Annotated in this window: 26 protein-coding genes; 15 read left to right on the top strand and 11 right to left on the bottom strand. The window is 47.4% G+C overall.

The window, feature by feature from the left end; genetic code table 11:
• Positions 1-483 precede the first annotated feature (483 nt).
• From EYR25_RS02480 to EYR25_RS02470, 3 genes are all read left to right on the top strand, one after another.
• Entirely contained in the window at positions 484-897 is a 414-nt protein-coding gene (locus tag EYR25_RS02480; RefSeq protein WP_133178439.1) for a hypothetical protein, read from the top strand.
• 68 nt (positions 898-965) lie between these two features.
• A complete protein-coding gene (locus tag EYR25_RS02475; RefSeq protein WP_133178437.1) occupies positions 966-1,580 on the top strand; it encodes a hypothetical protein in 615 nt (204 codons plus the stop codon).
• An 84-nt stretch (positions 1,581-1,664) separates the two neighbouring features.
• Positions 1,665-1,964 (top strand): hypothetical protein, encoded by a 300-nt coding sequence (locus tag EYR25_RS02470; protein WP_133178436.1) that lies wholly within the window; start codon positions 1,665-1,667, stop codon positions 1,962-1,964.
• A gap of 249 nt (positions 1,965-2,213) precedes the next feature.
• On the opposite strand, the gene murA is transcribed toward EYR25_RS02470, so the two are convergent.
• From murA to mlaF, 7 genes are read right to left on the bottom strand one after another with little or no spacing between them, the layout of a single operon-like run.
• Positions 2,214-3,473, bottom strand: coding sequence for a UDP-N-acetylglucosamine 1-carboxyvinyltransferase (gene murA, locus EYR25_RS02465; protein WP_133178434.1), 1,260 nt, complete (start codon positions 3,471-3,473; stop codon positions 2,214-2,216).
• Between the two features lie 12 nt (positions 3,474-3,485).
• On the bottom strand, positions 3,486-3,737 hold the full coding sequence (locus EYR25_RS02460) for a BolA family protein (RefSeq protein ID WP_011621481.1): 252 nt from the start codon (positions 3,735-3,737) through the stop codon (positions 3,486-3,488).
• 16 nt (positions 3,738-3,753) lie between these two features.
• Complete coding sequence (locus EYR25_RS02455) at positions 3,754-4,038, bottom strand: STAS domain-containing protein (protein ID WP_011715854.1); 285 nt, start codon at positions 4,036-4,038, stop codon at positions 3,754-3,756.
• Positions 4,039-4,043: 5 nt separating this feature from the next.
• Positions 4,044-4,697 (bottom strand): MlaC/ttg2D family ABC transporter substrate-binding protein, encoded by a 654-nt coding sequence (locus EYR25_RS02450; protein ID WP_133178432.1) that lies wholly within the window; start codon positions 4,695-4,697, stop codon positions 4,044-4,046.
• 11 nt (positions 4,698-4,708) lie between these two features.
• Positions 4,709-5,182, bottom strand: a complete 474-nt coding sequence (mlaD, locus tag EYR25_RS02445) for an outer membrane lipid asymmetry maintenance protein MlaD (RefSeq protein WP_011715852.1) — start codon at positions 5,180-5,182, stop codon at positions 4,709-4,711.
• 54 nt (positions 5,183-5,236) lie between these two features.
• On the bottom strand, positions 5,237-6,022 hold the full coding sequence (mlaE, locus tag EYR25_RS02440) for a lipid asymmetry maintenance ABC transporter permease subunit MlaE (protein WP_023268675.1): 786 nt from the start codon (positions 6,020-6,022) through the stop codon (positions 5,237-5,239).
• Positions 6,019-6,837, bottom strand: coding sequence for a phospholipid ABC transporter ATP-binding protein MlaF (mlaF, locus tag EYR25_RS02435; protein ID WP_133178430.1), 819 nt, complete (start codon positions 6,835-6,837; stop codon positions 6,019-6,021). The genes mlaE and mlaF overlap by 4 nt, the downstream gene beginning before the upstream one ends.
• A 559-nt stretch (positions 6,838-7,396) precedes the next feature.
• On the opposite strand from mlaF, the gene EYR25_RS02430 reads away from it, so the two are divergent.
• From EYR25_RS02430 to mgtE, 11 genes are all read left to right on the top strand, one after another.
• Positions 7,397-8,374, top strand: coding sequence for a KpsF/GutQ family sugar-phosphate isomerase (locus tag EYR25_RS02430; protein WP_023268677.1), 978 nt, complete (start codon positions 7,397-7,399; stop codon positions 8,372-8,374).
• Positions 8,374-8,925, top strand: coding sequence for a 3-deoxy-manno-octulosonate-8-phosphatase KdsC (gene kdsC / locus EYR25_RS02425; protein WP_023268678.1), 552 nt, complete (start codon positions 8,374-8,376; stop codon positions 8,923-8,925). Before EYR25_RS02430 ends, kdsC begins: the two co-directional genes overlap by 1 nt.
• The gene (lptC, locus tag EYR25_RS02420) at positions 8,922-9,482 is read left to right on the top strand and encodes an LPS export ABC transporter periplasmic protein LptC (protein WP_133178428.1); all 561 of its coding nucleotides are present in this window, start codon (positions 8,922-8,924) and stop codon (positions 9,480-9,482) included. The genes kdsC and lptC overlap by 4 nt, the downstream gene beginning before the upstream one ends.
• Complete coding sequence (gene lptA, locus EYR25_RS02415) at positions 9,469-10,020, top strand: lipopolysaccharide transport periplasmic protein LptA (RefSeq protein ID WP_023268680.1); 552 nt, start codon at positions 9,469-9,471, stop codon at positions 10,018-10,020. Before lptC ends, lptA begins: the two co-directional genes overlap by 14 nt.
• The gene (gene lptB / locus EYR25_RS02410; protein ID WP_023268681.1) at positions 10,017-10,748 is read left to right on the top strand and encodes an LPS export ABC transporter ATP-binding protein; all 732 of its coding nucleotides are present in this window, start codon (positions 10,017-10,019) and stop codon (positions 10,746-10,748) included. Before lptA ends, lptB begins: the two co-directional genes overlap by 4 nt.
• 105 nt (positions 10,749-10,853) lie before the next feature.
• Entirely contained in the window at positions 10,854-12,329 is a 1,476-nt protein-coding gene (locus EYR25_RS02405; protein WP_133178427.1) for an RNA polymerase factor sigma-54, read from the top strand.
• 28 nt (positions 12,330-12,357) lie between these two features.
• Positions 12,358-12,645, top strand: a complete 288-nt coding sequence (hpf, locus tag EYR25_RS02400) for a ribosome hibernation promoting factor (RefSeq protein ID WP_007650503.1) — start codon at positions 12,358-12,360, stop codon at positions 12,643-12,645.
• Between the two features lie 2 nt (positions 12,646-12,647).
• On the top strand, positions 12,648-13,091 hold the full coding sequence (gene ptsN / locus EYR25_RS02395) for a PTS IIA-like nitrogen regulatory protein PtsN (RefSeq protein ID WP_011621469.1): 444 nt from the start codon (positions 12,648-12,650) through the stop codon (positions 13,089-13,091).
• Positions 13,088-13,942, top strand: coding sequence for an RNase adapter RapZ (gene rapZ, locus EYR25_RS02390; protein ID WP_023268683.1), 855 nt, complete (start codon positions 13,088-13,090; stop codon positions 13,940-13,942). The genes ptsN and rapZ overlap by 4 nt, the downstream gene beginning before the upstream one ends.
• Positions 13,929-14,204, top strand: a complete 276-nt coding sequence (locus EYR25_RS02385) for an HPr family phosphocarrier protein (protein WP_011627201.1) — start codon at positions 13,929-13,931, stop codon at positions 14,202-14,204. The genes rapZ and EYR25_RS02385 overlap by 14 nt, the downstream gene beginning before the upstream one ends.
• A gap of 200 nt (positions 14,205-14,404) precedes the next feature.
• Positions 14,405-15,769 (top strand): magnesium transporter, encoded by a 1,365-nt coding sequence (gene mgtE, locus EYR25_RS02380; RefSeq protein ID WP_023268684.1) that lies wholly within the window; start codon positions 14,405-14,407, stop codon positions 15,767-15,769.
• Between the two features lie 348 nt (positions 15,770-16,117).
• On the opposite strand, the gene EYR25_RS02370 is transcribed toward mgtE, so the two are convergent.
• Positions 16,118-16,945 carry a molybdate ABC transporter substrate-binding protein gene (locus EYR25_RS02370; protein WP_133178425.1) on the bottom strand — a complete coding sequence of 276 codons (828 nt, stop codon included), beginning with the start codon at positions 16,943-16,945 and terminating at the stop codon, positions 16,118-16,120.
• Between the two features lie 279 nt (positions 16,946-17,224).
• A complete protein-coding gene (locus EYR25_RS02365; protein ID WP_023268686.1) occupies positions 17,225-17,914 on the bottom strand; it encodes a YiaD family glycine zipper/OmpA-like lipoprotein in 690 nt (229 codons plus the stop codon).
• A gap of 654 nt (positions 17,915-18,568) precedes the next feature.
• On the opposite strand from EYR25_RS02365, the gene EYR25_RS02360 reads away from it, so the two are divergent.
• Positions 18,569-18,802, top strand: coding sequence for a transposase (locus EYR25_RS02360; protein ID WP_023268687.1), 234 nt, complete (start codon positions 18,569-18,571; stop codon positions 18,800-18,802).
• A 704-nt stretch (positions 18,803-19,506) separates the two neighbouring features.
• Here EYR25_RS02360 and EYR25_RS02355 read toward each other — a convergent pair.
• Positions 19,507-20,364, bottom strand: a complete 858-nt coding sequence (locus EYR25_RS02355) for a PA4780 family RIO1-like protein kinase (protein WP_133178423.1) — start codon at positions 20,362-20,364, stop codon at positions 19,507-19,509.
• A gap of 271 nt (positions 20,365-20,635) precedes the next feature.
• Positions 20,636-20,860, bottom strand: coding sequence for a hypothetical protein (locus EYR25_RS02350; RefSeq protein ID WP_243729930.1), 225 nt, complete (start codon positions 20,858-20,860; stop codon positions 20,636-20,638).
• Positions 20,861-21,001: the final 141 nt, after the last annotated feature.

The following is a 21,001-nucleotide window of genomic DNA, read 5'->3' as shown; positions in this document are numbered from 1 at the left end:
GTCATCATCCAAATCACCTATTACCTCCCCCTTAAATGGCAGAGCTATTTATCTCGCACTGTGATTTTCACTGACTTTTGCCTCATTCCGTATTTCGGCTTGTTAGCTCAATCGAAAATTCCCACTCTGTTGCTATACAATTTCTTATCTATTTGCCTATGTTTGGTCCTGCCATAAATCGACTAACAATGTATGGGTATACAGTCGTATTTAGATTTAGGTGTTTGGTATGATTTTCAGACAAAATCAGTGCGCACTAATTCGATTCATAACAAATAAAATGCTATAAAAATCAAATGACTATAGAGGATGAGTTTTAGTTAATAGGTTTGGAAAACGCGCATGCGCGTTTTTCCAGATGGTGTATTTGGCAGAAAGCTGATAAGTTCTTTGCATACAGATAGTTAACCGTGCGCGTTTTCACTGGTCCACCGAGGTAAACGCGCATGCGCACGAATAAAATGTTATACATAGGTGAGCAATGTGGCTCTATATTTTATAGGGATCGCCCTTATCTTCGGATTGGGTTATGCGATTTTTGATCATCAGAGATTGAAGAGAATCTCAGTTGAGCGAGGCGATCCAAATATATGCGAATACGCAAGATCGTTTGATTACCGTCAGGTGGATACCAAGATCATGCGGGAAGTTTGGAATGAGGTTCAGCTTTGCCTGGGTAACTTTGAGGGAAAGCCCTTTCCTATCAAAGCGGATGATCTCTTTGAAGATACATACAAAATGGATTCGGATGATTTGGATGAGGTCTATTGGGCTGTAGCCGACAGGCTTGGTATTGATACAGAGAGTCCAGAAAGCAATCCATATTTCGATCAAGTTACGTCGGTTAAAAACCTAGTTATGTTCCTTCAAAATCAACCAAAAGTGGCAAATGTATAACAAGTCGTTCAAGCCGACCGGGCTACGCCCGTCGGCTTAACTCCAGCGTTATGCGCCAAAGAGAGTTCATGAACAATTTTGAAATAAAAGAAGATGACAATGGAATAGGAAAGGTCCTTATCTTAAAGGGAGCTTGGTCTGATGAGGTGGGGGCTTACATGCGAGATAATGGAATCTCAGCATTGAGACTTACCGGTTCCTTTGGGTTCAAAGGCCATGATCTATCCTTTCTTCCTGAGCTGTTTTTCCTCCGAAGCCTAGAACTCTATTGCTGGGAAGCAAAGGGCATAAAGGTCATTGAGTCGCTCTCTCAATTAGAAGTACTTGGTCTGCAATGTAAATCAACTCAAAAAATTGATTTATCAGCTTTTTCGAAGCTGAGGGTAGCTCTAATAACTTGGTCTAAAGGTTTTGGTTCACTGCTTGAACTAGCATCCATCGAAAAGCTTAATATTCAAAATTACCCATATAGCAACCTGGAGCCAGTTACCTCAATGGTTGCTCTCAAGCAGCTTTACCTTACCTCCCGGAAACTGGAGTCTTTAAAGGGTATTGAGCAGCTTGGTAGTCTTGAGCTATTAGATCTTTGTAATTGCCCATTTCTTTCATCAATGGCTGGCACAGAGCAGCTTCCAAAATTGAAAACCATTGAAGTTGAAGGGTGCAATCGTGTCAGCGCATAACAAGCGCATGTTGGCGGACTGGTTTTCCGCTGCGCTCCAAACCAGCCGCAAATGCGGGCGTTATAAAGCATCAAAGGGTTGTGCATGAATAGAATGCTGAGCATATTAGGAATAGTAGCTTTTTGCGCTGTTTTTCTAGCTTGGACGTTTTACCCCGAAATACCTTCTAGCGTTTTAGGCTGGGGCGCACTTATCATCATTGGTATTCCGGCATATCTATTTCTAGAGTGGTTAGGTGAAACCGTCTTAGGCTCACAGGTCTTTAAAAACAGGTCTAGTTTTACTCGTATTCTTCTAGGTGTTCCTGTGGCTTTAATATTAATAGTGGTTGCTTTGTTTGTCATAGGTTTAGTGCAACACGCAATTAATGCAGTTGGTAGTTAAATGCTTTATAACAAGTTGCTTAATTTCGTTTCGGCCGCAAACAGCGTGGCCTCCACTGGACTGCCTACGCTACGTTGCGGTAGCCAATTAGCAAAGCGTTAACCCATAGAAATTTTAATCCGAAACTCAAAAATTAGAGTTGGGAATCTAACATGTTTTTGTCCCTTTCCTTTTTACCCAAACAAATTACGCGCAATAAAAAACCAGCACTTGGCTGGTTTTTTATTGGGAGCTAATCCTACGCAAATGTTATTGCACACGCTCTACATGCGCGCCCAATCCTTGGAATTTCTGCTCAATATGCTCGTAGCCGCGATCTAAGTGATAGATGCGATCGACGATGGTTTTACCATCGGCGACTAAACCTGCGATCACTAGACTTGCCGAAGCACGTAAATCGGTCGCCATCACCTGCGCACCACTCAAAGACTCAATGCCTTGAATAATGCAGGTATTGCCTTCAAGCTCCATGGTCGCGCCCATACGGATAAGTTCTGGCACGTGCATAAAGCGGTTTTCGAAGATGGTTTCGGTAATGGTCGCCGTGCCCTGGGCTAATACGTTGAGCACGCAGAACTGCGCCTGCATATCGGTTGGAAAACCTGGGTATGGTGCCGTCTTGATATTTACCGCTTTTGGACGCTTACCTTCCATATCGAGCTCAATCCAATCTTCACCTGTAGTGATCTTGGCGCCCGCATCTTCAAGTTTCGCGATAACAGACTCTAACGAAGCAGGGTCTGCCTTTAAGCAACGGATACGACCACGGGTCACTGCTGCGGCAACAAGGAAGGAACCGGTTTCGATACGGTCTGGCATCACTCGGTACTCACAGCCCTGTAGACGCTCAACACCTTGAATACGCAGTGTGGCACTGCCGACACCAGTGATCTTCGCGCCCATGGCAATCAAACAGTTCGCCAAGTCGATCACTTCTGGTTCACGGGCCGCGTTTTCAATCACGGTTTCGCCATCGGCAAGTGCCGCGGCCATCAATAGGTTTTCGGTCGCGCCTACGCTCACCATGTCCATAAAAATATGGGCACCCTTTAAGCGACCATCGACACGGGCCTTGATATAACCTTCTTTCACTTCAATCTTGGCGCCCATCATTTCGAGGCCATGTAAGTGAAGATTTACTGGACGAGCACCAATGGCGCAGCCACCGGGTAATGATACGTCTGCGGTGCCATAGCGGGCTAATAACGGCCCAAGGATCAGAATCGAGGCACGCATGGTCTTAACGAGGTCGTAAGGAGCACAAAACTCATTAAGGTTTTTGGTTGAAATACGGATCTTACCTTCGCCCAACTCATCCACATCGGCACCTAGGCAGCGCAGCAACTTGCAGCTGGTGCTCACATCGCGCAAATTGGGGACATTCGACACAATAAAATCAGTCTCGGCTAACACGCCTGCCATTAGAATCGGCAGCGCAGCGTTTTTAGCGCCGGAAATAATCACATCACCAGCAAGCGGAGGGCTTGCTTGAATCGCTAATTTATCCACTTTTCCTCACTACTAGCTGTTGAAAATTTTCTCGCGTTTCCATTGGGTCGGCGTGAAAGTTTTAATCGTTAATGCATGTAACTCACCGCTGGCGATATAGCTCATCAGGGGTGCATAAATGGCTTGTTGTTGTTTTACGCGGCTCATACCGTCAAAACATTCACCCACTGCAATCACTTTGTAGTGGCTGCCATCGGAGCTGGCGTGCACTTCATCGAGTGCTAACGCGTCACGTAAAATCTGTTCTATTAAGCTGCATTCCATGAAATTCGTTACCTTTTCAATTCGCTTCTTCGGTGAAGAAGGACTGTAAATCATATAAGTCGATTAATTTTTTTAGCTGATCCGATGCTGAGCACAACTGCAGTGGCGTACCGTGCTGACGCACTAACGCCAGCAAAAATGCCACGCCAGCACTGTCACTGTACTCCAGCTCAGTGAGCGACAACATTTGGGTATCTTGGCTTAACAAGCTTTGCCTTTGCGGCCAAAGTGCGACCACTTGCTCCTGTGATAAACGCCCTTTGAGGTGGCAAATTTTACCCTGTTGCACAAATTCAACCACGGCGCTTATTTCCCTGCTTTAGGCTTTTTAGTCACTTTGTCTTTGGTGCGCTCTTCCAACATCTTAATCACTGAATCAATCCCCTGCTGGCGGATAAGATTCGAGATCTCAGATTGCTTAGAGGACAGCAAACTCACGCCTTCGGCAACTAAGTCAAACGCCTTCCAAGAGTCATCCTTGAGGCGACGCACTTTAAACAACAGCTTAATCGGCGGACGACCCGCTTCGATAATCTGCACGTTGACATCGACAATCTTCTCATTGCTGAAATCACTACCGGGAGAAAACTCCACTTTTTGGTTAGTGTATTCGGTAAACGCTTGGGCGTAGGTTGAGATCAAGTAACCTTCGAAGGCATCGACAAAACGATTGCGCTGATCTTCAGTCGACTCTTTTAAATACTGGCCTAACACTTTGTAAGAGGCGTATTTATAGTCGATATAAGGCATCAACTCTTCGCGCACGATCACTTTTAAATGATCCGCATCGGCGTCGATCAAGGCTTTATCTTGATGAAAGCGGTCGAAGGTTTTGTTGGCAACGGATTTCACCATGGCGTACGGGTCCATAGTGTTAATCGGTGCATCATCCGCCAGCGCGGTCGTTGCGGTAAATATCCATACTAACGGCAGTAAAAAGCGCGATAAGCGTTTAAACATAGCGGTAACCCCTATTTATCCTTTGAACCCATACTATATAAGAACTGACCAATCAGATCTTCTAACACTAATGCGGAGCGAGTATCGTCAATTTTGTCGCCATCCTTAAGCATACTCACGTCATCATCGACAAAGCCCGGTGTTAATCCAAGGAACTGCTCACCGAGTAAACCTGAAGTTAAAATAGCTAAGCTACTGGTTTCAGGGAATTTATCGAAACGCTTGTCCATCACAATCGTCACCACAGCCACCAGTTTGACTGGGTCTAAATCTATCTTACTCACGCGGCCAACCACTACGCCGCCGACCTTGACCGGAGAGCGTACCTTTAAGCCACCGATATTGGTGAAGTTGGCAGTGAGGGTATAGCTGCTGTCGCTGGTCTGCACTTCGATATTGGCGACTTTAAACACCAACACCAAAAAGGCCGCTAAGCCCGTTAAGAGAAACATACCCACTAATAATTCAATTTTTCGTGTCAACATGCTCAGTTACCACTCTGTTAATCCGTCTATCTGTATCCTTGGCGCTGCAATCCGTTAGCGGCCAAACATCAGGGCTGTTAGTAAAAAGTCCAATGCCAGTACGGCGAGGCTCGATTGCACCACGGTTGAAGTGGTTGCACGGCTGATCCCTTCCGGATTCGGCACCACTTGATAGCCGCGGTATAAGGCAATCCAAGTCACCACCACGGCAAAAACGCCGCTCTTAATCAGGCAGTTCACTATGTCTTGGCGCCATTCGACCGAGGCTTGCAGAATCGACCAGAAGGCCCCGCCATCGATGCCTTTCCATTCCACGCCCACTAAATGGCCGCCATAAATGCCTACTGCTGTAAACATTAGCGCCAATAACGGCATGCTTATCACCCCCGCCCAAAAGCGTGGCGCAATGATTTGCCTGAGCGGGTCAATCGCCATCATCTCTAAGCTAGATAACTGCTCGGTACTCTTCATCAGACCGATTTCGGCGGTCAGCGCCGAGCCTGCGCGACCAGCAAATAATAATGCAGTAACCACAGGACCGAGTTCACGCAATAAGCTTAAGGCCACCATGGGGCCTAAGCTCTCCTCAGTACCGAAACCGACTAAGATGTTGTAGCCCTGCAGCGCCAACACCATGCCGATAAACAGGCCCGAGACCACAATAATGACCATAGATTGTACGCCGACCACATAGATTTGGCGCACTAATAATGGAAAACCTTTACGCACCCGAGGCCAGCGAAAAATCGCGCCCCAGAGCATCAGGCCCGCACGGCCAAAACCGAGCACTAACTCGATAGCGCTGCGGCCGAGGTCGGCAATACTGTCAAATAACTTCACTTGCCAACTCCTTTTGCCAACAATTCTTGCTGATAATCCTTTGCCGGATAGTGGAACGGCACAGGGCCGTCGGGCGCCCCTTGAATAAACTGTTTGAGCTGCGGATTATCCGCATGCTTTAACTCCTCAGGCGTGCCATGGGCGATAACTTTTTTATCTGCAACCACATACACATAATCTGCAATCCCGAGCACTTCATCCACATCGTGGGACACCACAATCGAGGTCAGATTCAACGCATCTGAGAGTTCGCGAATAAGCTTCACCAGCACGCCCATGGAAATCGGGTCTTGTCCGGCAAAAGGCTCATCGTACATTACCATTTCAGGCTCAAGGGCAATCGCCCGAGCAAGGGCAGCGCGGCGCTGCATCCCACCGGATAATTCGCTTGGCATCAACTGCGCGGCGCCACGCAGGCCAACGGCTTCGAGCTTCATCAATACGATTGAGCGAATAATCTCTTCGGGTAAGCCCGAATGCTCACGCAGCGCAAAGGCGACGTTATCAAAGACGTTGATATCGGTGAATAAAGCGCCACTTTGGAACAACATGCTCATGCGCTTACGCAGTTCGAATAATTGGCTACGACTCGCGGCATGCACATCCTGTCCATCGAACAACACTTGGCCGCTATCTGGCATCAATTGGCCACCGATAAGCTTAAGCAAGGTGGTTTTACCTATACCACTGGGGCCCATAATAGCGGTCACTTTGCCCCGGGGGATAGACAGGCTAATATCTTCATATATGACACGCTGGCCACGGCTGAAGCCCAAATGACGGATCTCAACCAACGGCGTTTGTTCTTGAGTCATGCTTGATTCCGATATTTGAAAAGAGGTGGCCTACGCTTCCTGCCCAGACCAATCGAAGAGCCGCAAATTGTACGTAATTGCGCTTTAACCTACAACAGAATCGACACTATCGTCCTGCGATACTTTCAATTTGCCTCATTTCCAGCGAGAATGCGCCCTAAGTTTTCGCTCTGTGAAGATAAAGTGTTACTTAATGTTTTCATCCTTGTTGATAAATCAGCAAGATTGTTTAGCTAAGGCTAATAAGCTAAGCGAAATCACATTGAACTAGGCAAGATAACTTAGTTCAAAAGACGTATTGAATGTCAAACTGGTTATCATGGCGACCATAACCATAAAAGTGGCAGCGCTAAAACAACCAAGACGATGATTTTGCTCAAGACATTCAATCGCTAAACAGGTTATTCTGCCCTATTGCCTCAAACCTGATTGGCAAGGGCAAACAATAAGACGCTACTCCGGTAAGAAGCCGTTAATTTTATCATCTTTATCGCGTACCAAATTGTGCTATTCCAATCCCAGACGGGGCGACAAAGACAATGCAAGAAGAGAGATAGACATGGTAGACCAATCACAATTGCGCCAGTGGGGCTGTAAAGTTATCGATATAGAAAAATCGGCCCTCGACAATCTATATCAATATGTCGATTCCGTTGAATTCGCCCAAGCCTGCGAGTTAATTCTCAACTGCACCGGCAAAGTGATAGTGATGGGGATGGGAAAATCCGGCCACATTGGCAATAAAATCTCAGCCACCCTCGCCAGCACAGGTACACCTGCATTTTTTGTGCATCCTGGCGAAGCCAGTCATGGTGATCTAGGTGTGCTCTCGGATAATGATATTATTCTTGCCATTTCAAACTCGGGTGAGTCGAGCGAAATCCTCGCGCTGATGCCGGTTATCCAGCGTAAAGCCATCCCAGTGATCGCCATGACGGGCAAACCTGAGTCCACCATGGCACGTTTGGCCAAAATTCATTTATGCATTGAAGTACCAGAAGAAGCCTGTCCGCTCGGACTTGCGCCAACTTCCAGCACCACGGCAACCTTAGTGATGGGAGATGCGATGGCCATTGCATTGCTGCAAGCTAAAGGCTTTACTCGAGACGATTTCGCTATGTCCCATCCGGGCGGCGCCTTAGGCCGTAAGCTACTGCTAAAAGTCAGCAACGTGATGCACAGCGGCGATGATTTACCTTTGGTTAAACACGATATCTGCATCACCGATGCCCTGTACGAGATCTCCAAGAAAGGCCTTGGCATGACTGCTGTTATCGATGAGCAGAACAAACTTGTGGGTATCTTTACCGACGGCGACCTACGCCGCGTTATCGACGCCCAAGTCAACCTGCGCACCACGCCAATTGCCGATGTGATGACGCGAAACTGTGTCACAATTACTGAAAACGTCCTAGCGGCGCAGGCGCTGCAAGTGATGGATTCCAAAAATATCAACGGCCTGATAGTGATAGATAAAGACAATCATCCTGTCGGTGCGCTCAATATGCTCGATATGGTTAAAGCGGGAGTCATTTAATGCCACAGCAAGGATTTTACGGCCCCATCAGCGACGATGTTTGGCAAAGAGCGCAAAAAATTAAACTGCTAATCTGCGACGTGGACGGAGTGTTTTCCGACGGCCGCATTTATTTGAGCAACTCAGGGGAAGAGCTCAAAGCCTTCCACACCCGCGATGGCTATGGCGTTCGTTCATTATTGACCAGTGGGTTTAATCTGGCGGTCATCACTGGCCGTCAGTCTAAAATTGTTGAAAACCGCATGACGGCTCTGGGTGTGACCCATATTTATCAGGGCGTGGATAATAAATTCGTCCCCTATGAAGAGCTACTGTCGCTCTACAATGTCACCCCAGAAGAAGTCGCCTATATCGGTGATGATATTGTCGACCTACCAGTAATGAATGTGGTCGGCCTTGCCGTCTGTGTTGCCGATGGTCATCCCTATGTCCGTCAACACGCCCATTTTGTGACTCACTTAAATGGTGGACATGGCGCACTCAGGGAACTCACGGATCTGCTGTTGCTGAGCCAAAATAAGTTCACTTCCGCCCATGGGATGAGCATATGAGTCGTGTGACCCTCGCCATTATCGCCTTTTTTGGTACTGCGCTGGTGCTATATTGGCAAGTGCAGCAAAAACGTGGTGGCGATACGGATGACAGCTTGAACGTCAGTGATAGACCCGATTACATTATCGAAGATCTGCGTAGCATTGAGTTTAATGAGCAAGGGCAAGTTAACAGTCGCGTCACGGCAAAGCACATGGAGCACTATGAGCTGAAAAACCAGACCGACTTTACTCAGCCTGTCTATCTTGTCTATCCCGACCAAGGTAAAGCAAAATGGCAGATCCGAGCCGACCAAGGTCGACTCAACAAAGATACCGGCAAGGTTGTATTAGAAAAGAATGTTATTATCGATGCCATCAGCCCTGGTGAACCCATACAGACATTGTCCACCAGTTTTTTAGAACTCGATCTCAACACTATGATAATGACCTCTGACCGCATCATTTACGTCACAGGGAAAGATTTTAATATTCAAGGGCAAGGCCTTTATGCCGACCTTAACGCGCAGGAAGTGCAATTGACCAGTCAGGTAGTAGGAACCTATGAAGCAAAATAACATATTACTTGTCGGCCTAATGCTAATCACTAGCATGAGCGCCTTCGCCAAGGTCGGTGACTTACAGCAAGAAGTAAAAATCAAAGCCGTCAGCCAAACTGCGGACATTAAAAATAACCAGATCATTTTCTTCGGTCCGGTAGAAGTAACCCAGGGCTCGATAAAAATTAATGCAAATCAACTACGTGCGTTTTCTGCCGAAGGCGAAAACAGCAAGATTTTAGTCGCAACGGGGAATCCTGCGACCTACAGCCAAATTCTGGATGATGGACGCCCTGCTTCAGCAAGTGCCAAAGAAATTCGCTATGAAATGGCGACTCGTACCTTAACCTTAACGGGTTCAGCGACCCTTGACCAAGCGGGTAGCCAAGTCACGGGTAACCTCATCCGTTACGATATTATTCAGCAAAAACTGATCGCGGAGAGCACGGGTAGCGGTGATGATCGCGTGATTACCATTATTAAACCTGACAACTATCAGGAAGAACTCAAGAATCAGCCCGCAGACAAACCTGTGAAAAAACAGGATCCTAAATGACCCAAATCACCTTAAAAGCACAGAATCTCGCCAAGAGTTATAAGAGTCGTCAGGTTGTGAAAGATGTCAGCCTGACGGTCAAAACGGGTCAAGTCGTCGGCTTACTCGGCCCAAACGGCGCGGGTAAAACCACCACCTTTTACATGGTCGTGGGCTTAGTCAAAAGCGATAAAGGCCATATCTTTATCGATAACGATGATTTAACTGCCGATCCCATGCATCTGCGCGCTCGCAAAGGCATTGGTTACCTACCACAGGAAGCCAGTATCTTCCGTAAGCTGACCGTGCACGACAATATCATGGCGGTACTGCAAACCCGTAAAGAGCTCAATCGCGACCAACGCGAAGAAGAGCTGGAACATCTGCTCGAAGAGTTCCATATCACCCATATTCGCGATAGCCAAGGCATGTCGTTATCGGGCGGCGAACGTCGCCGCGTCGAAATTGCCCGCGCCTTAGCGGCCAATCCTAAGTTTATTCTGCTCGATGAACCCTTCGCCGGTGTCGACCCGATTTCGGTTATCGATATCAAGAAAATCATCGAACAACTCAAGAGCCGAGGCCTTGGGGTACTGATCACAGACCACAATGTGCGTGAGACCTTAGACGTCTGTGAACATGCTTACATTGTCAGTCACGGAAACCTGATAGCCGAAGGAACTCCCGCAGAGATCTTAGACAATCAGCAAGTTAGGGCTGTGTACTTAGGTGAACAATTCAGGCTATAGTTACTTAAACAGAGCCAATTAGCCTTGAATTTTGGCTTATCAGCGCCATCAATATGATAACAAGCGGCCTAAATTCAAAATAATAACGTAGGGATCAGCGGTAACATGAAAGCGTCACTCCAGCTCAAACTGGGTCAACAGTTAACCATGACGCCACAACTCCAACAGGCCATTCGTCTGTTGCAACTGTCGTCATTGGAACTGCAGCAAGAGATCCAGCAAGCCTTAGACTCTAATCCTCTTCTCGAGCTGGAAGAGGAGCAATTCGACGCGCCTAGCGAACGTAATCAAGATATCGCCGATACCGACTTTAGCGAAACGACGGCTCAGCCACAGGAACAAGACAATTCCACCGTGGACATTGCCGAGTCGCTGACCAAAGAATCCTTGCCCGAAGAACTGCCCATGGACACCACTTGGGATGAAGTCTTTACCGCATCGCCAAACTCAGGTTCAGGCGCCAGCCGTGAAGATGACATGCCCTTCCAAGGGGAAACCAGTGAAGGCCTTTACGAACATTTAGAATGGCAGAAAAACCTCACGCCCTTCTCTGAAACCGATTTAGCCATCGCTACCGCGATTATTGATGCCATCGACGATCAAGGTTATCTCACTCAAAGTACTGAAGATATCCTCGAAGCCATGGGCAATCCCGAAATAGAACTGGATGAAGTCGAAGCCGTACTCAAGCGTATTCAACACTTCGATCCCGTCGGTGTCGCCGCAAGGGATTTAAGCGAATGTCTGCTTATCCAACTCTCCCACTTTTCACCGGATACTCCACACCTCGAAAACGCCCGCATGCTGATCAAAGATCATTTAGATCTGATCGCTGCCCGCGATTTTAGGTTGTTGATGCGTAAGACCAAACTCAAAGAAGACGAGTTAAGGGACAGCATAGCGCTGATCCAAACCTTAAACCCTCGTCCCGGTTTGCTCATCACCCCTGTTGATGAAGAATATGTCATCCCCGATGTGTCGGTATCGAAGAAAAACGGTCGCTGGGTGGTCGAGTTAAATCCAGATTGCATGCCAAAAATCAATGTTAATCAGCAATATGCAGCCATGGCGCGCAGCACCAAAAGCCAAGCCGATAGCCAATTTATCCGCGGGCATCTGCAAGAAGCCAAGTGGTTTATTAAAAGCCTTGAAAGCCGTAACGAAACACTGCTCAAGGTGGCAAACTGCATAGTGCAATACCAACAGGGTTTCTTCGAATACGGTGAAGAAGCCATGAAACCTATGGTCCTAAACGATATCGCTGAAGCGGTAGAGATGCATGAGTCCACCATTTCACGGGTGACCACACAAAAATACATGCATACCCCAAAGGGACTTTTTGAACTAAAATATTTCTTCTCAAGCCACGTCGGGACTGATGATGGCGGTGAGTGCTCATCCACGGCAATCAGAGCCTTCATTAAGAAACTGGTTGCAGCGGAAAACCAGAAAAAACCATTAAGCGACAGCAAGATGGCACAACTTCTGGCAGAACAGGGAATTAACGTTGCGCGCAGAACCATTGCGAAGTACAGAGAAGCGATGCTTATTCCCCCTTCCAATCAGCGTAAAAGTTTATAGCCTAAAGTGGAAATCGGAGGACGTTTATATGCAAATAAACCTGAGTGGACACCATATCGAGATTACTGAATCGTTACGGGCTTATGTTGAGGAAAAGTTTTCAAAACTTGAACGTCATTTCGAACAGATCAATAATGTGCACGTTGTGCTCAATGTTGAGAAAATGCAACAAATTGCCGAAGCGAGAATCAACCTCACCGGTGGTGAAGTCTTCGCGACTTCAGAGCATGCAGATATGTATGCTGCCATAGACGTCCTGATCGACAAGCTTGATCGTCAGGTTATTAAACACAAAGAGAAGTTAACAAAACACTAGCAATGGAACTTCGTACCATACTGCGGCCGGAATGCACGACCTGCGCCACTCCGGGCAGTAAGAAAAAGGTACTGGAACTTATCAGCGACTTAGCCGCTGCCCAGTACCCCACCCTCTCATCTCAAGAGATCTTCGAAAGCCTTGTGGCGCGCGAAAAGATGGGGAGCACAGGTATAGGTAACGGCATCGCCATTCCACATGGTCGATTAACCGATATAACACAACCCATAGCCATATTGGTGAAATGTGAGGAGCCGATAGCCTTTGATGCTATCGATAAACAACCTGTCGACATTTTATTTGCGCTGCTAGTGCCTGCTGACCAATGTCAACAGCACTTAAGCACTTTGTCCTGCATGGCTGAAAAGCTCAGTGACAAACAAATATTGAAGCAATTGCGCAAGACGCATGATGAAACGGAACTCTATCAGGTAATCACTGGATGAAACTGGTCATAGTGTCAGGGCGCTCAGGCTCGGGCAAATCGGTCGCACTAAGAGTGCTTGAAGATCTCGGCTACTATTGTGTCGACAATCTTCCTTTGCCGCTGATTGGCAGCTTACTCGAACAGCTCAAGGGCAGTAACGATCTCGTCGCCATCAGCGTCGACGTGCGTAACCTGCCGGAGCAAGACAAGGTACTCGTCAAACAGCTTGCCAGCCTGCCTGCGGGCACTGAACTTACTAGCTTCTTCTTAAACTCCAGCGATAAAGTGCTACTCAAACGCTACAGCGAGACTCGACGCTTACATCCCTTATCTAAGAGCCGTGTTTCTCTGCAAGAAGCCATTAAGCTTGAAGGCAAATTGCTCGAGCCCCTGTCTCAGCAGATGGATCACTACATAGATACCTCGAATCTGAATATCTATGAACTCAGCGACCAAGTACGGCAAATCCTGCTTGGCAGTGTCGATAAGGAACTGGTGATTAACTTTGAGTCCTTCGGTTTTAAGCATGGTATGCCAACCGAAGCCGACTTTATGTTTGATGTGCGCTTTTTACCTAATCCCCATTGGGAACTCGAACTGCGTCCACTAACCGGCCTAGATGAACCCGTGGCGGAATTTTTAAATCGCCAGCCACTGGTCAATAAGTTCATCTGGCAAATCGAGAATTTACTCGAGACTTGGTTGCCCCACTTAGAGCGTAATAACCGCAGCTATCTGACCATCGCCATCGGCTGTACTGGCGGTCAACACAGATCGGTTTATGTGGCCGAGCAACTGGCTAAACGCTTTAGCAACGGTAAACACAAAGTGAATGCCCGCCACCGAGAGTTAAGCCATGCCAAAGCTTGAGCGCCAAGTCACCATCTGCAATAAGCTTGGTTTACATGCCCGCGCCGCGACAAAACTCGTGGTGTTGGCCTCAGAGTTTGATGCCAGCATTACGCTGATCCAAGGTGAAAAACAGGCCTCTGCCGCCAGTGTGTTAGGGCTCCTTATGCTAGAAACTGGCATGGGTAAAACCATTACCCTGATTGCCGAAGGCCCGGATGCGGAGCCTGCACTCAATGCCATTTGCGCGCTTATCGACGCTAAGTTCGACGAAGCCTGCTAATAGCCTCGACATCTCATCTCGATGATCCCTGCCGTTATTCAGTACCCTGTTTGGTTTTGATTTCAGCACCTTATACAAGTTAAACACATTTGTGACTCGACGCCCTCCCGTGCGCTCAATTACAATATACTGCTGCGCTTTGGCTTAAGTCCTCAATAGCTAAACGCCCGCCTATCCACCGTCGCCACCTTGGAGGAAACATGCCTGTAGAAGCCTCAGACAGCTTACAAGTCGAACAACGTCTCGACCAACTGAGCCATGCCCTCAATAGCGGTATGTTTGTGCATGTCAGGCAAATGCTGCAAAACATGGCGGCGTCGGATATCGCATTGATTTTAGAGTCCTCGCCCCCTAAGGCGCGGCAAGTGCTATGGCAACTTGTCGATCAAGATCAGCTCGGGGATATTCTCGATGAGCTCAGTGAAGAGCTAAAAGATCCGCTGATCAGTGCCATGAGCCCTGAGCGGGTCGCCAAGGCCACCGCCAGCATGGACACGGACGATCTCGCTTATATCCTGCGAAGCCTACCTGATGCAGTGTATAAACAAGTATTGCAGTCCATGAGTCTGCAAAACCGCCAGCGGGTTGAGCAAGCGCTCTCCTACCCCGATGAAACTGCGGGCAGCTTAATGAACACAGATACTGTGACCTTAAGGCCCGATGTGAATATCGATGTGGTACTGCGTTATTTGCGCCAACGGGGCAATCTGCCCGACACCACGGACACCTTATACGTGGTGGATAAGCACGATCGCGTGCTCGGTGGGGTCAAACTTACGGATCTGCTCACCTGCGATCCCAATACTCATATCAGCAGCATTATCGATACCGATATCGAGAGCATTCCCGTGGGCATGTCCGACAGTGAAGTAGCGCAGCTGTTCGAGCGCCATGACTGGGTGTCCGCGCCCGTGGTCGATAGCGAGGGCAAATTACTCGGGCGTATCACCATCGATGACGTGGTGGATGTTATCCGTGAGGACGCCGAGCACTCCATGATGGGGATGGCGGGGATGGACGATGATGAAGACACCTTCGCCCCTGTAGTGAAGAGTACTTTCCGCCGCTCACTCTGGCTGACGATTAACCTGTTTGCCGCCCTGCTGGCAGCCTCTGTCAGCAATATGTTTGAAGGCACAATCGAACAATTTGCTACGATTGCGATTTTAATGACGATTGTCCCGAGCATGGGCGGGGTCGCGGGCAATCAAACCTTAGCTCTTGTTATCCGCGGGATTGCCTTGGGTCATATTGGCCAGAGCAATGCTCGCTGGCTGATAGGCAAAGAACTCGCCATTGGCTTTTTAAATGGCCTGATGTGGTCGATTTTGGTGTTTATCGCGGTATTAGTTTGGAAAGACGATATGGCGCTTGCCAGCCTGATTGGCGGCGCAATGCTCATCAATATGACAGTTGCAGGGCTAGCCGGCGCCAGTATTCCGCTGATCTTAAAGCGCTTAAAAGTGGATCCTGCGTTAGCGGGCGGCATGGTGCTCACCACAGTCACCGATGTGATTGGTCTGTTTGCCTTCCTAGGATTAGCGACCCTGTATTTAATGCACTAGGGCGTATTGACGTTTCAGGGTTATTTTTGCAGCAATTTAGCTGGCTTTTATGCAAGGCAACGTCCGTGCAGTGTAGTTATTCTACATAAACGGACGATAACGCAGCAGAAACGCCAGCCAAATGCTGCCCGAAGGGTTCGTCTGGCAAGCTCTTGCTCTGACTTTCTGTCATAAGAACCGCTCGTCATTTGAGTAGAATAACGACACATCATTCCTCGTTTCGCGAGCATGTACTTGCCAGAACGAACAAATCTAATCTCGAAACGTCAACACGCCCTAGCACTCAACCTGCTAAAACGAACAACAAAAATGGCGCCATAGGGCGCCATTTTAATGAGTCAATTAGCACTATTTTTTAGGCGGCTGAAAACCATAACCCGTTAAAATCGCTTGTCCCTCAGGGGATAAAATAAACTCGGCCAGAGGTGCAGCTGCACTATTGGCATCCTTTAACACCAATAGGCCATAGTCGGCACCGACCGCTAACTCTGGCGGTAAATCGACAATCTTAAGACTTGGCACTTCTTTTTGTGCCAGCACCGCATTGGTGCAATAGGTTAAGAATACGTCTGCCTGCTTATTTTCCATCACCCAAGCATAGGGATTACGATCCTTGGGCGGTTTAGCACTATCAGGCCCACCCGTTAGCTGCAAGGCTTTGGTTTCTAATGTGGTTTTTGCATTGGCTTTTAAGGCCTCGGCTTTCGCAAACACTGCCCAAGCATAATCCCCCGCGGGATCGGCTTTTGGTGTTGACGTTCCGAGCTTTGTTTGCGGCGCGAGCAGTGTATCTAATAAATTCGCGCTAGTGAGTGGTACATCCGCTTGAGCAATGGCACAGAGCTGGTTACGGGCAAACATTTGCACCTCTCGACCCGCTCCCGCATCGACTAACGCCTGCGGGTGTTTCATATTCGCCGAAGCGAAGATATCAACCTGCTCACCCTCTTGGATCCGCTTGAGTAATAGGCCCGAAGGCGCATATTGCGCCGCGACTCTGGCATCGGATTTCGCTTGGTAAGCGGCAATAATATCGTTCATCGCCGCCTTTAAACTGCCTGCGGCCCTTAGTTCAATTGGTGCAGCCGCCTCAGTGCTCATTGGTACGCCTTGTGCTATTCCCGCCATCAATGTCGACCCTAAACTGATTGCTAACACTAAACCTTGTTTTGCCATGCTGTACTCTCCATTCACACAGAAATGTCCTAGTGTATACAAGACGGCAAAACCTTTAGCGGATCAAGTATTAACGCAGTCCGATAAATGCAAATCGGGGCGATTGTGGCCAAGATCACTTAAGTCTTTTAGATGAATGGACAAATTGTCCCCTAAATGTAAATTGTTCCCTAAATGTAAATTGTTCCCTAAATGTAAATTGTTCCCTAATGCAAAGAATCACCAAATGCAGAATGTAAAAAGTCGCCCGTAGGCGACTCTATATTCTCTGACGCATCATTAACCGGTAGGAGTTAACACAATTTCCACTCGGCGGTTTTGCGCGCGACCTGCGGCATTTGCATTCGATGCGATAGGACTCGCCTCACCCATGCCCTTAGATTTAACCCGAGCAGAAGCGACACCTTTACTCATCAAATAGTTACTCACTTCACTGGCACGCACTTGTGATAAACGTAGGTTGTAAGCATCTGAGCCGCTGCTGTCGGTATAACCTAATACATTCAGTTGGGTCTTGCTGTATTCCTTGGCCACCAGCGCCACTGAGTTCAATACGCGCTTAGCGCCATCGCTCAGCTCAGTTTGGTCGACACCAAAGGTCACTTCGTTTGGCATATTGAGAATAATATTGTCACCGTTGCGGGTTACACTCACGCCTGTTGAAGCTAGTTGTTGACGCAGTTTGGTTTCTTGCACATCCATGTAATAGCCAATCCCACCACCTACGGCGGCGCCAGAGGCTGCACCAATTAAAGCACCTTTACCGCGGTCACTCTTACTTGATGACGCAACCCCAACAGCCGCTCCGGCAACCGCACCAATTAAGGCGCCAGTCGTCGCTTTCGCCGTTTGTTGTTCGTTGGTATAGGGATTGACAGTCGTACAGCCCGAAGCAATCAGGGCACTGGTAACCACGACAATCGCCAGCTTTGACGCCGGCAGAGATTTAATCAGAGAAGGCTTCATCATTTATGACCTCATAACATGATTGATGATGGTATTTGCCCGCCAAAAGGCAGAGGGCGTGGCAAGTCGCCAAAAGACACCATAAAAACCGCAGTATATAAACATTCTCTGTTGAGACAATCTTTAATCGCTTTATCGCTCAGTTTATGACTGATTCAATCGAAAGCAACACTAAACAGAAACATCTCAAGCTCATCTGCATAACATTTAGAGTAAAAGCACTGAAATAGTGCAAGCTGCACCGTTTCTGACATGGCTTTGAAAAAACACCGTTTGAAACATTTAAATAAGATTATGATTTTAAATGAAAATGTAAATTTCAAAAAATTGGCACAGTTCTTACATACTAATAAATAGGTAGAAGAGCAAAGGCGCTCAAGCGCAATTCACTCCACACCTTAAGTAAGCTGTTCAACATCAATGGACGTTAATCTGAATGCCCCTAATGAGGCATATTAATCGAAGCACAATCCCAAACGGATTGAGGAGGAAGAGATGAAACATCTGATGAAACTCATTAGTCATTGTCACCATGAATGGTTGTCCCTGCGCCACCTAGGACATAGCCAGTGGGATATAGAGCAGCGCCACTAATCAACAAGGAAAACACCAAAAGAACTAGCAAATAGACTGAACATTGAGTAAGAGGGACAGCCCATGGGAATCGCCAATCATAGTCTTAAACCTGACGTTATTTTTGAAGTGAAAGTTAAAGGCAGATTACTCTCTGACGTTGCTCGCCAGTATGGACTTTCTGCTAAGTCGGTTTACCAATGGGTAAGGGAAAGTGAGCAGCAGCCACAGCAGCGTGAATGCGCGTTAATGAGTGAAATCGCTCAGCTCCAAAAACGCATTAAGCAGCTTAATAATGAATTACGCACTATAGGTTGAGCTAACAACTTCTAGTGCAGTTATCGACAAGGCCGGACTCCAATTCATACAGGCTTGAGGTCTGCAAGCGGTATGATAGATGTGCTAAAAATAAAAATAACAGCGCCCTTTTATGTCCGGCCTTGTCATCCAATTAATTGAATTAGCGTAAAAGTTTAGACAGAGTCGGATGGGTATCTATTATCGCTCCCCAACGACCTAAGATATAAATCGTACACATAACAATAATAACTGTGCTGTTTACTATCCGACTCTGTCAACTCTCTCCCCGTAGGCGAAATCAAGGGAGAAAACGATAGGTTTTGGCAAGGCTTAAGAGGGAGTTGTCTCCCCCAAAGATCAAATATGTGAATTGTGCTCCCCCAAGTCACGAACATATTACCCTCTTGGGTCTTGTCCTTTTATTCATGGATCAATGAGGATCCAGCGCTAAGATAGCGCGCCACGGATGGCTTAAAACACTTAAGGTTTCGGCAAGGCTCAAGGGAGTTATCTCCCCCAAAGATTTAATATGTTGATGATGTTCTGTGCTCCATCAACATATTTATCCCTTTGGTCTTGTCCTTTTATTCAGAGGTTCAATGCAAGGAGGGGGAAGGATCCCCATGCCAAGGATGGTAATACCAGATACTAAAATCTGTGTATTAATAAGTTGAACAATAAAACAGGCGCTTAAAAAGCGCCTGTTTTATTAAATAGATAAACTAATAGCCTTCATTAGCTTCTTGAAGTCGCAGCTTACGTTCCTGGGCCTCATCGTATGCGGCTTGGATTTCATCTAATACAGCATTCACATCGGAATCGACTAATACTTCGGTGAATTTGCCCGTTAATTGCGTATCAGGCTTTAATTGACCCGCCTCAAACAACGCCCACATTTCTTTGGCATATTGGGTCTTAAGTAGCTCAGGGGCATACTGGCCATAGTATTGCGTCATGTTATTTACATCACGCTCAAGCATCCATTTCGCATGATTGTTAGCTGCGGCATCAACGGCTTGGGGCAAATCGATAATCACCGGGCCATTCGCATCTACTAGGACGTTAAACTCGGATAAGTCTCCATGGACTAAACCAGCGCAAAGCATGCGTTTAACATAGGTCATCACTAACCCATGGTCGTGGATGGCTTGCTCAGCACTGAAACTCACATCGTTGAGGCGAGGCGCGACATGACCTTCGCTGTCAGTCACTAATTCCATTAGCAATACGCCATCGAAACAACCAAAGGGCGTTGGCACTCTGACACCTGCATGGGCTAAACGAAACAGCGCATCGACCTCGGCACTCTGCCAAGCTTCTTCCATCTGTTCACGGCCGAATTTGGAGCCTTTCTCCATCGCCCTAGCACGACGGCTATTACGGACTTTACGTCCCTCTTGGTAAACTACAGCTTGCTTAAAACTGCGTTTTTCCGCTTCCTTATATACCTTGGCGCAGCGAATATCCTCACCACAGCGTACCACGTACACTGTAGCCTCTTTACCGCTCATTAATTGACTGATGACTTCGTCAACCAGTCCTTCATCAACCAGTGGTTGGATTCGTTTAGGAGTTTTCATACCGACCTTATACCTTAGTTAGGCGTAAGATGGAATGCGCCGGGCAAATCTTCATATAAAAGCAGCCTTATAAAGAGGATAGATAAAAATATACCGTTAAAGATACCTGACTTCAGTAAAAACTAAAGCACCACAACTAGGAACACAATAGCAAAACTTAGCAGGATTTAAAGTCAGTAAAGCTGCTGAAAAATATCCCCAATTGCCAGTACCTTACCTTAATGAGCGTTTCAAATAACTTATTAGGCAAGAGACTGAAATCCAATATAATTTATACGAAGAGTGCAATCACGCTGCCAACGGTTGCAGCGGCTTTCAACAATTGTCCCGCCTTAAAGTAACCTTGGCTACTATCCTGGTGTGAACTTTTGGATTCACAAAAAGTGTCATGGGCGTTTGGCTCAGCCAAACCTAGTGCACCATGGGCAAAAGATTGCAGGGCACCGACCTTAGTTGAGGCATTGGTATCGCTCGACTCTGGGGAGTCTGTCGCCATTTTCAGTTCTGCTTTCACCTCTTTAGACGACAAAAAAGTGGCCGCAGAGTGTGGCACAGGTGTTTTTGTCGCTAAGAGCGATCTATCTGATGGAGGGAGCGAAGCCAACATATGGATTTCCGACACAGGAGATTTATGAGT

The organism is Shewanella decolorationis, from assembly GCF_004354305.1.
Lineage (GTDB): Bacteria > Pseudomonadota > Gammaproteobacteria > Enterobacterales > Shewanellaceae > Shewanella > Shewanella decolorationis.
The sequence above is the reverse complement of the archived record's forward strand: the minus strand, read 5'-3'. Positions and strand labels throughout refer to the sequence as shown.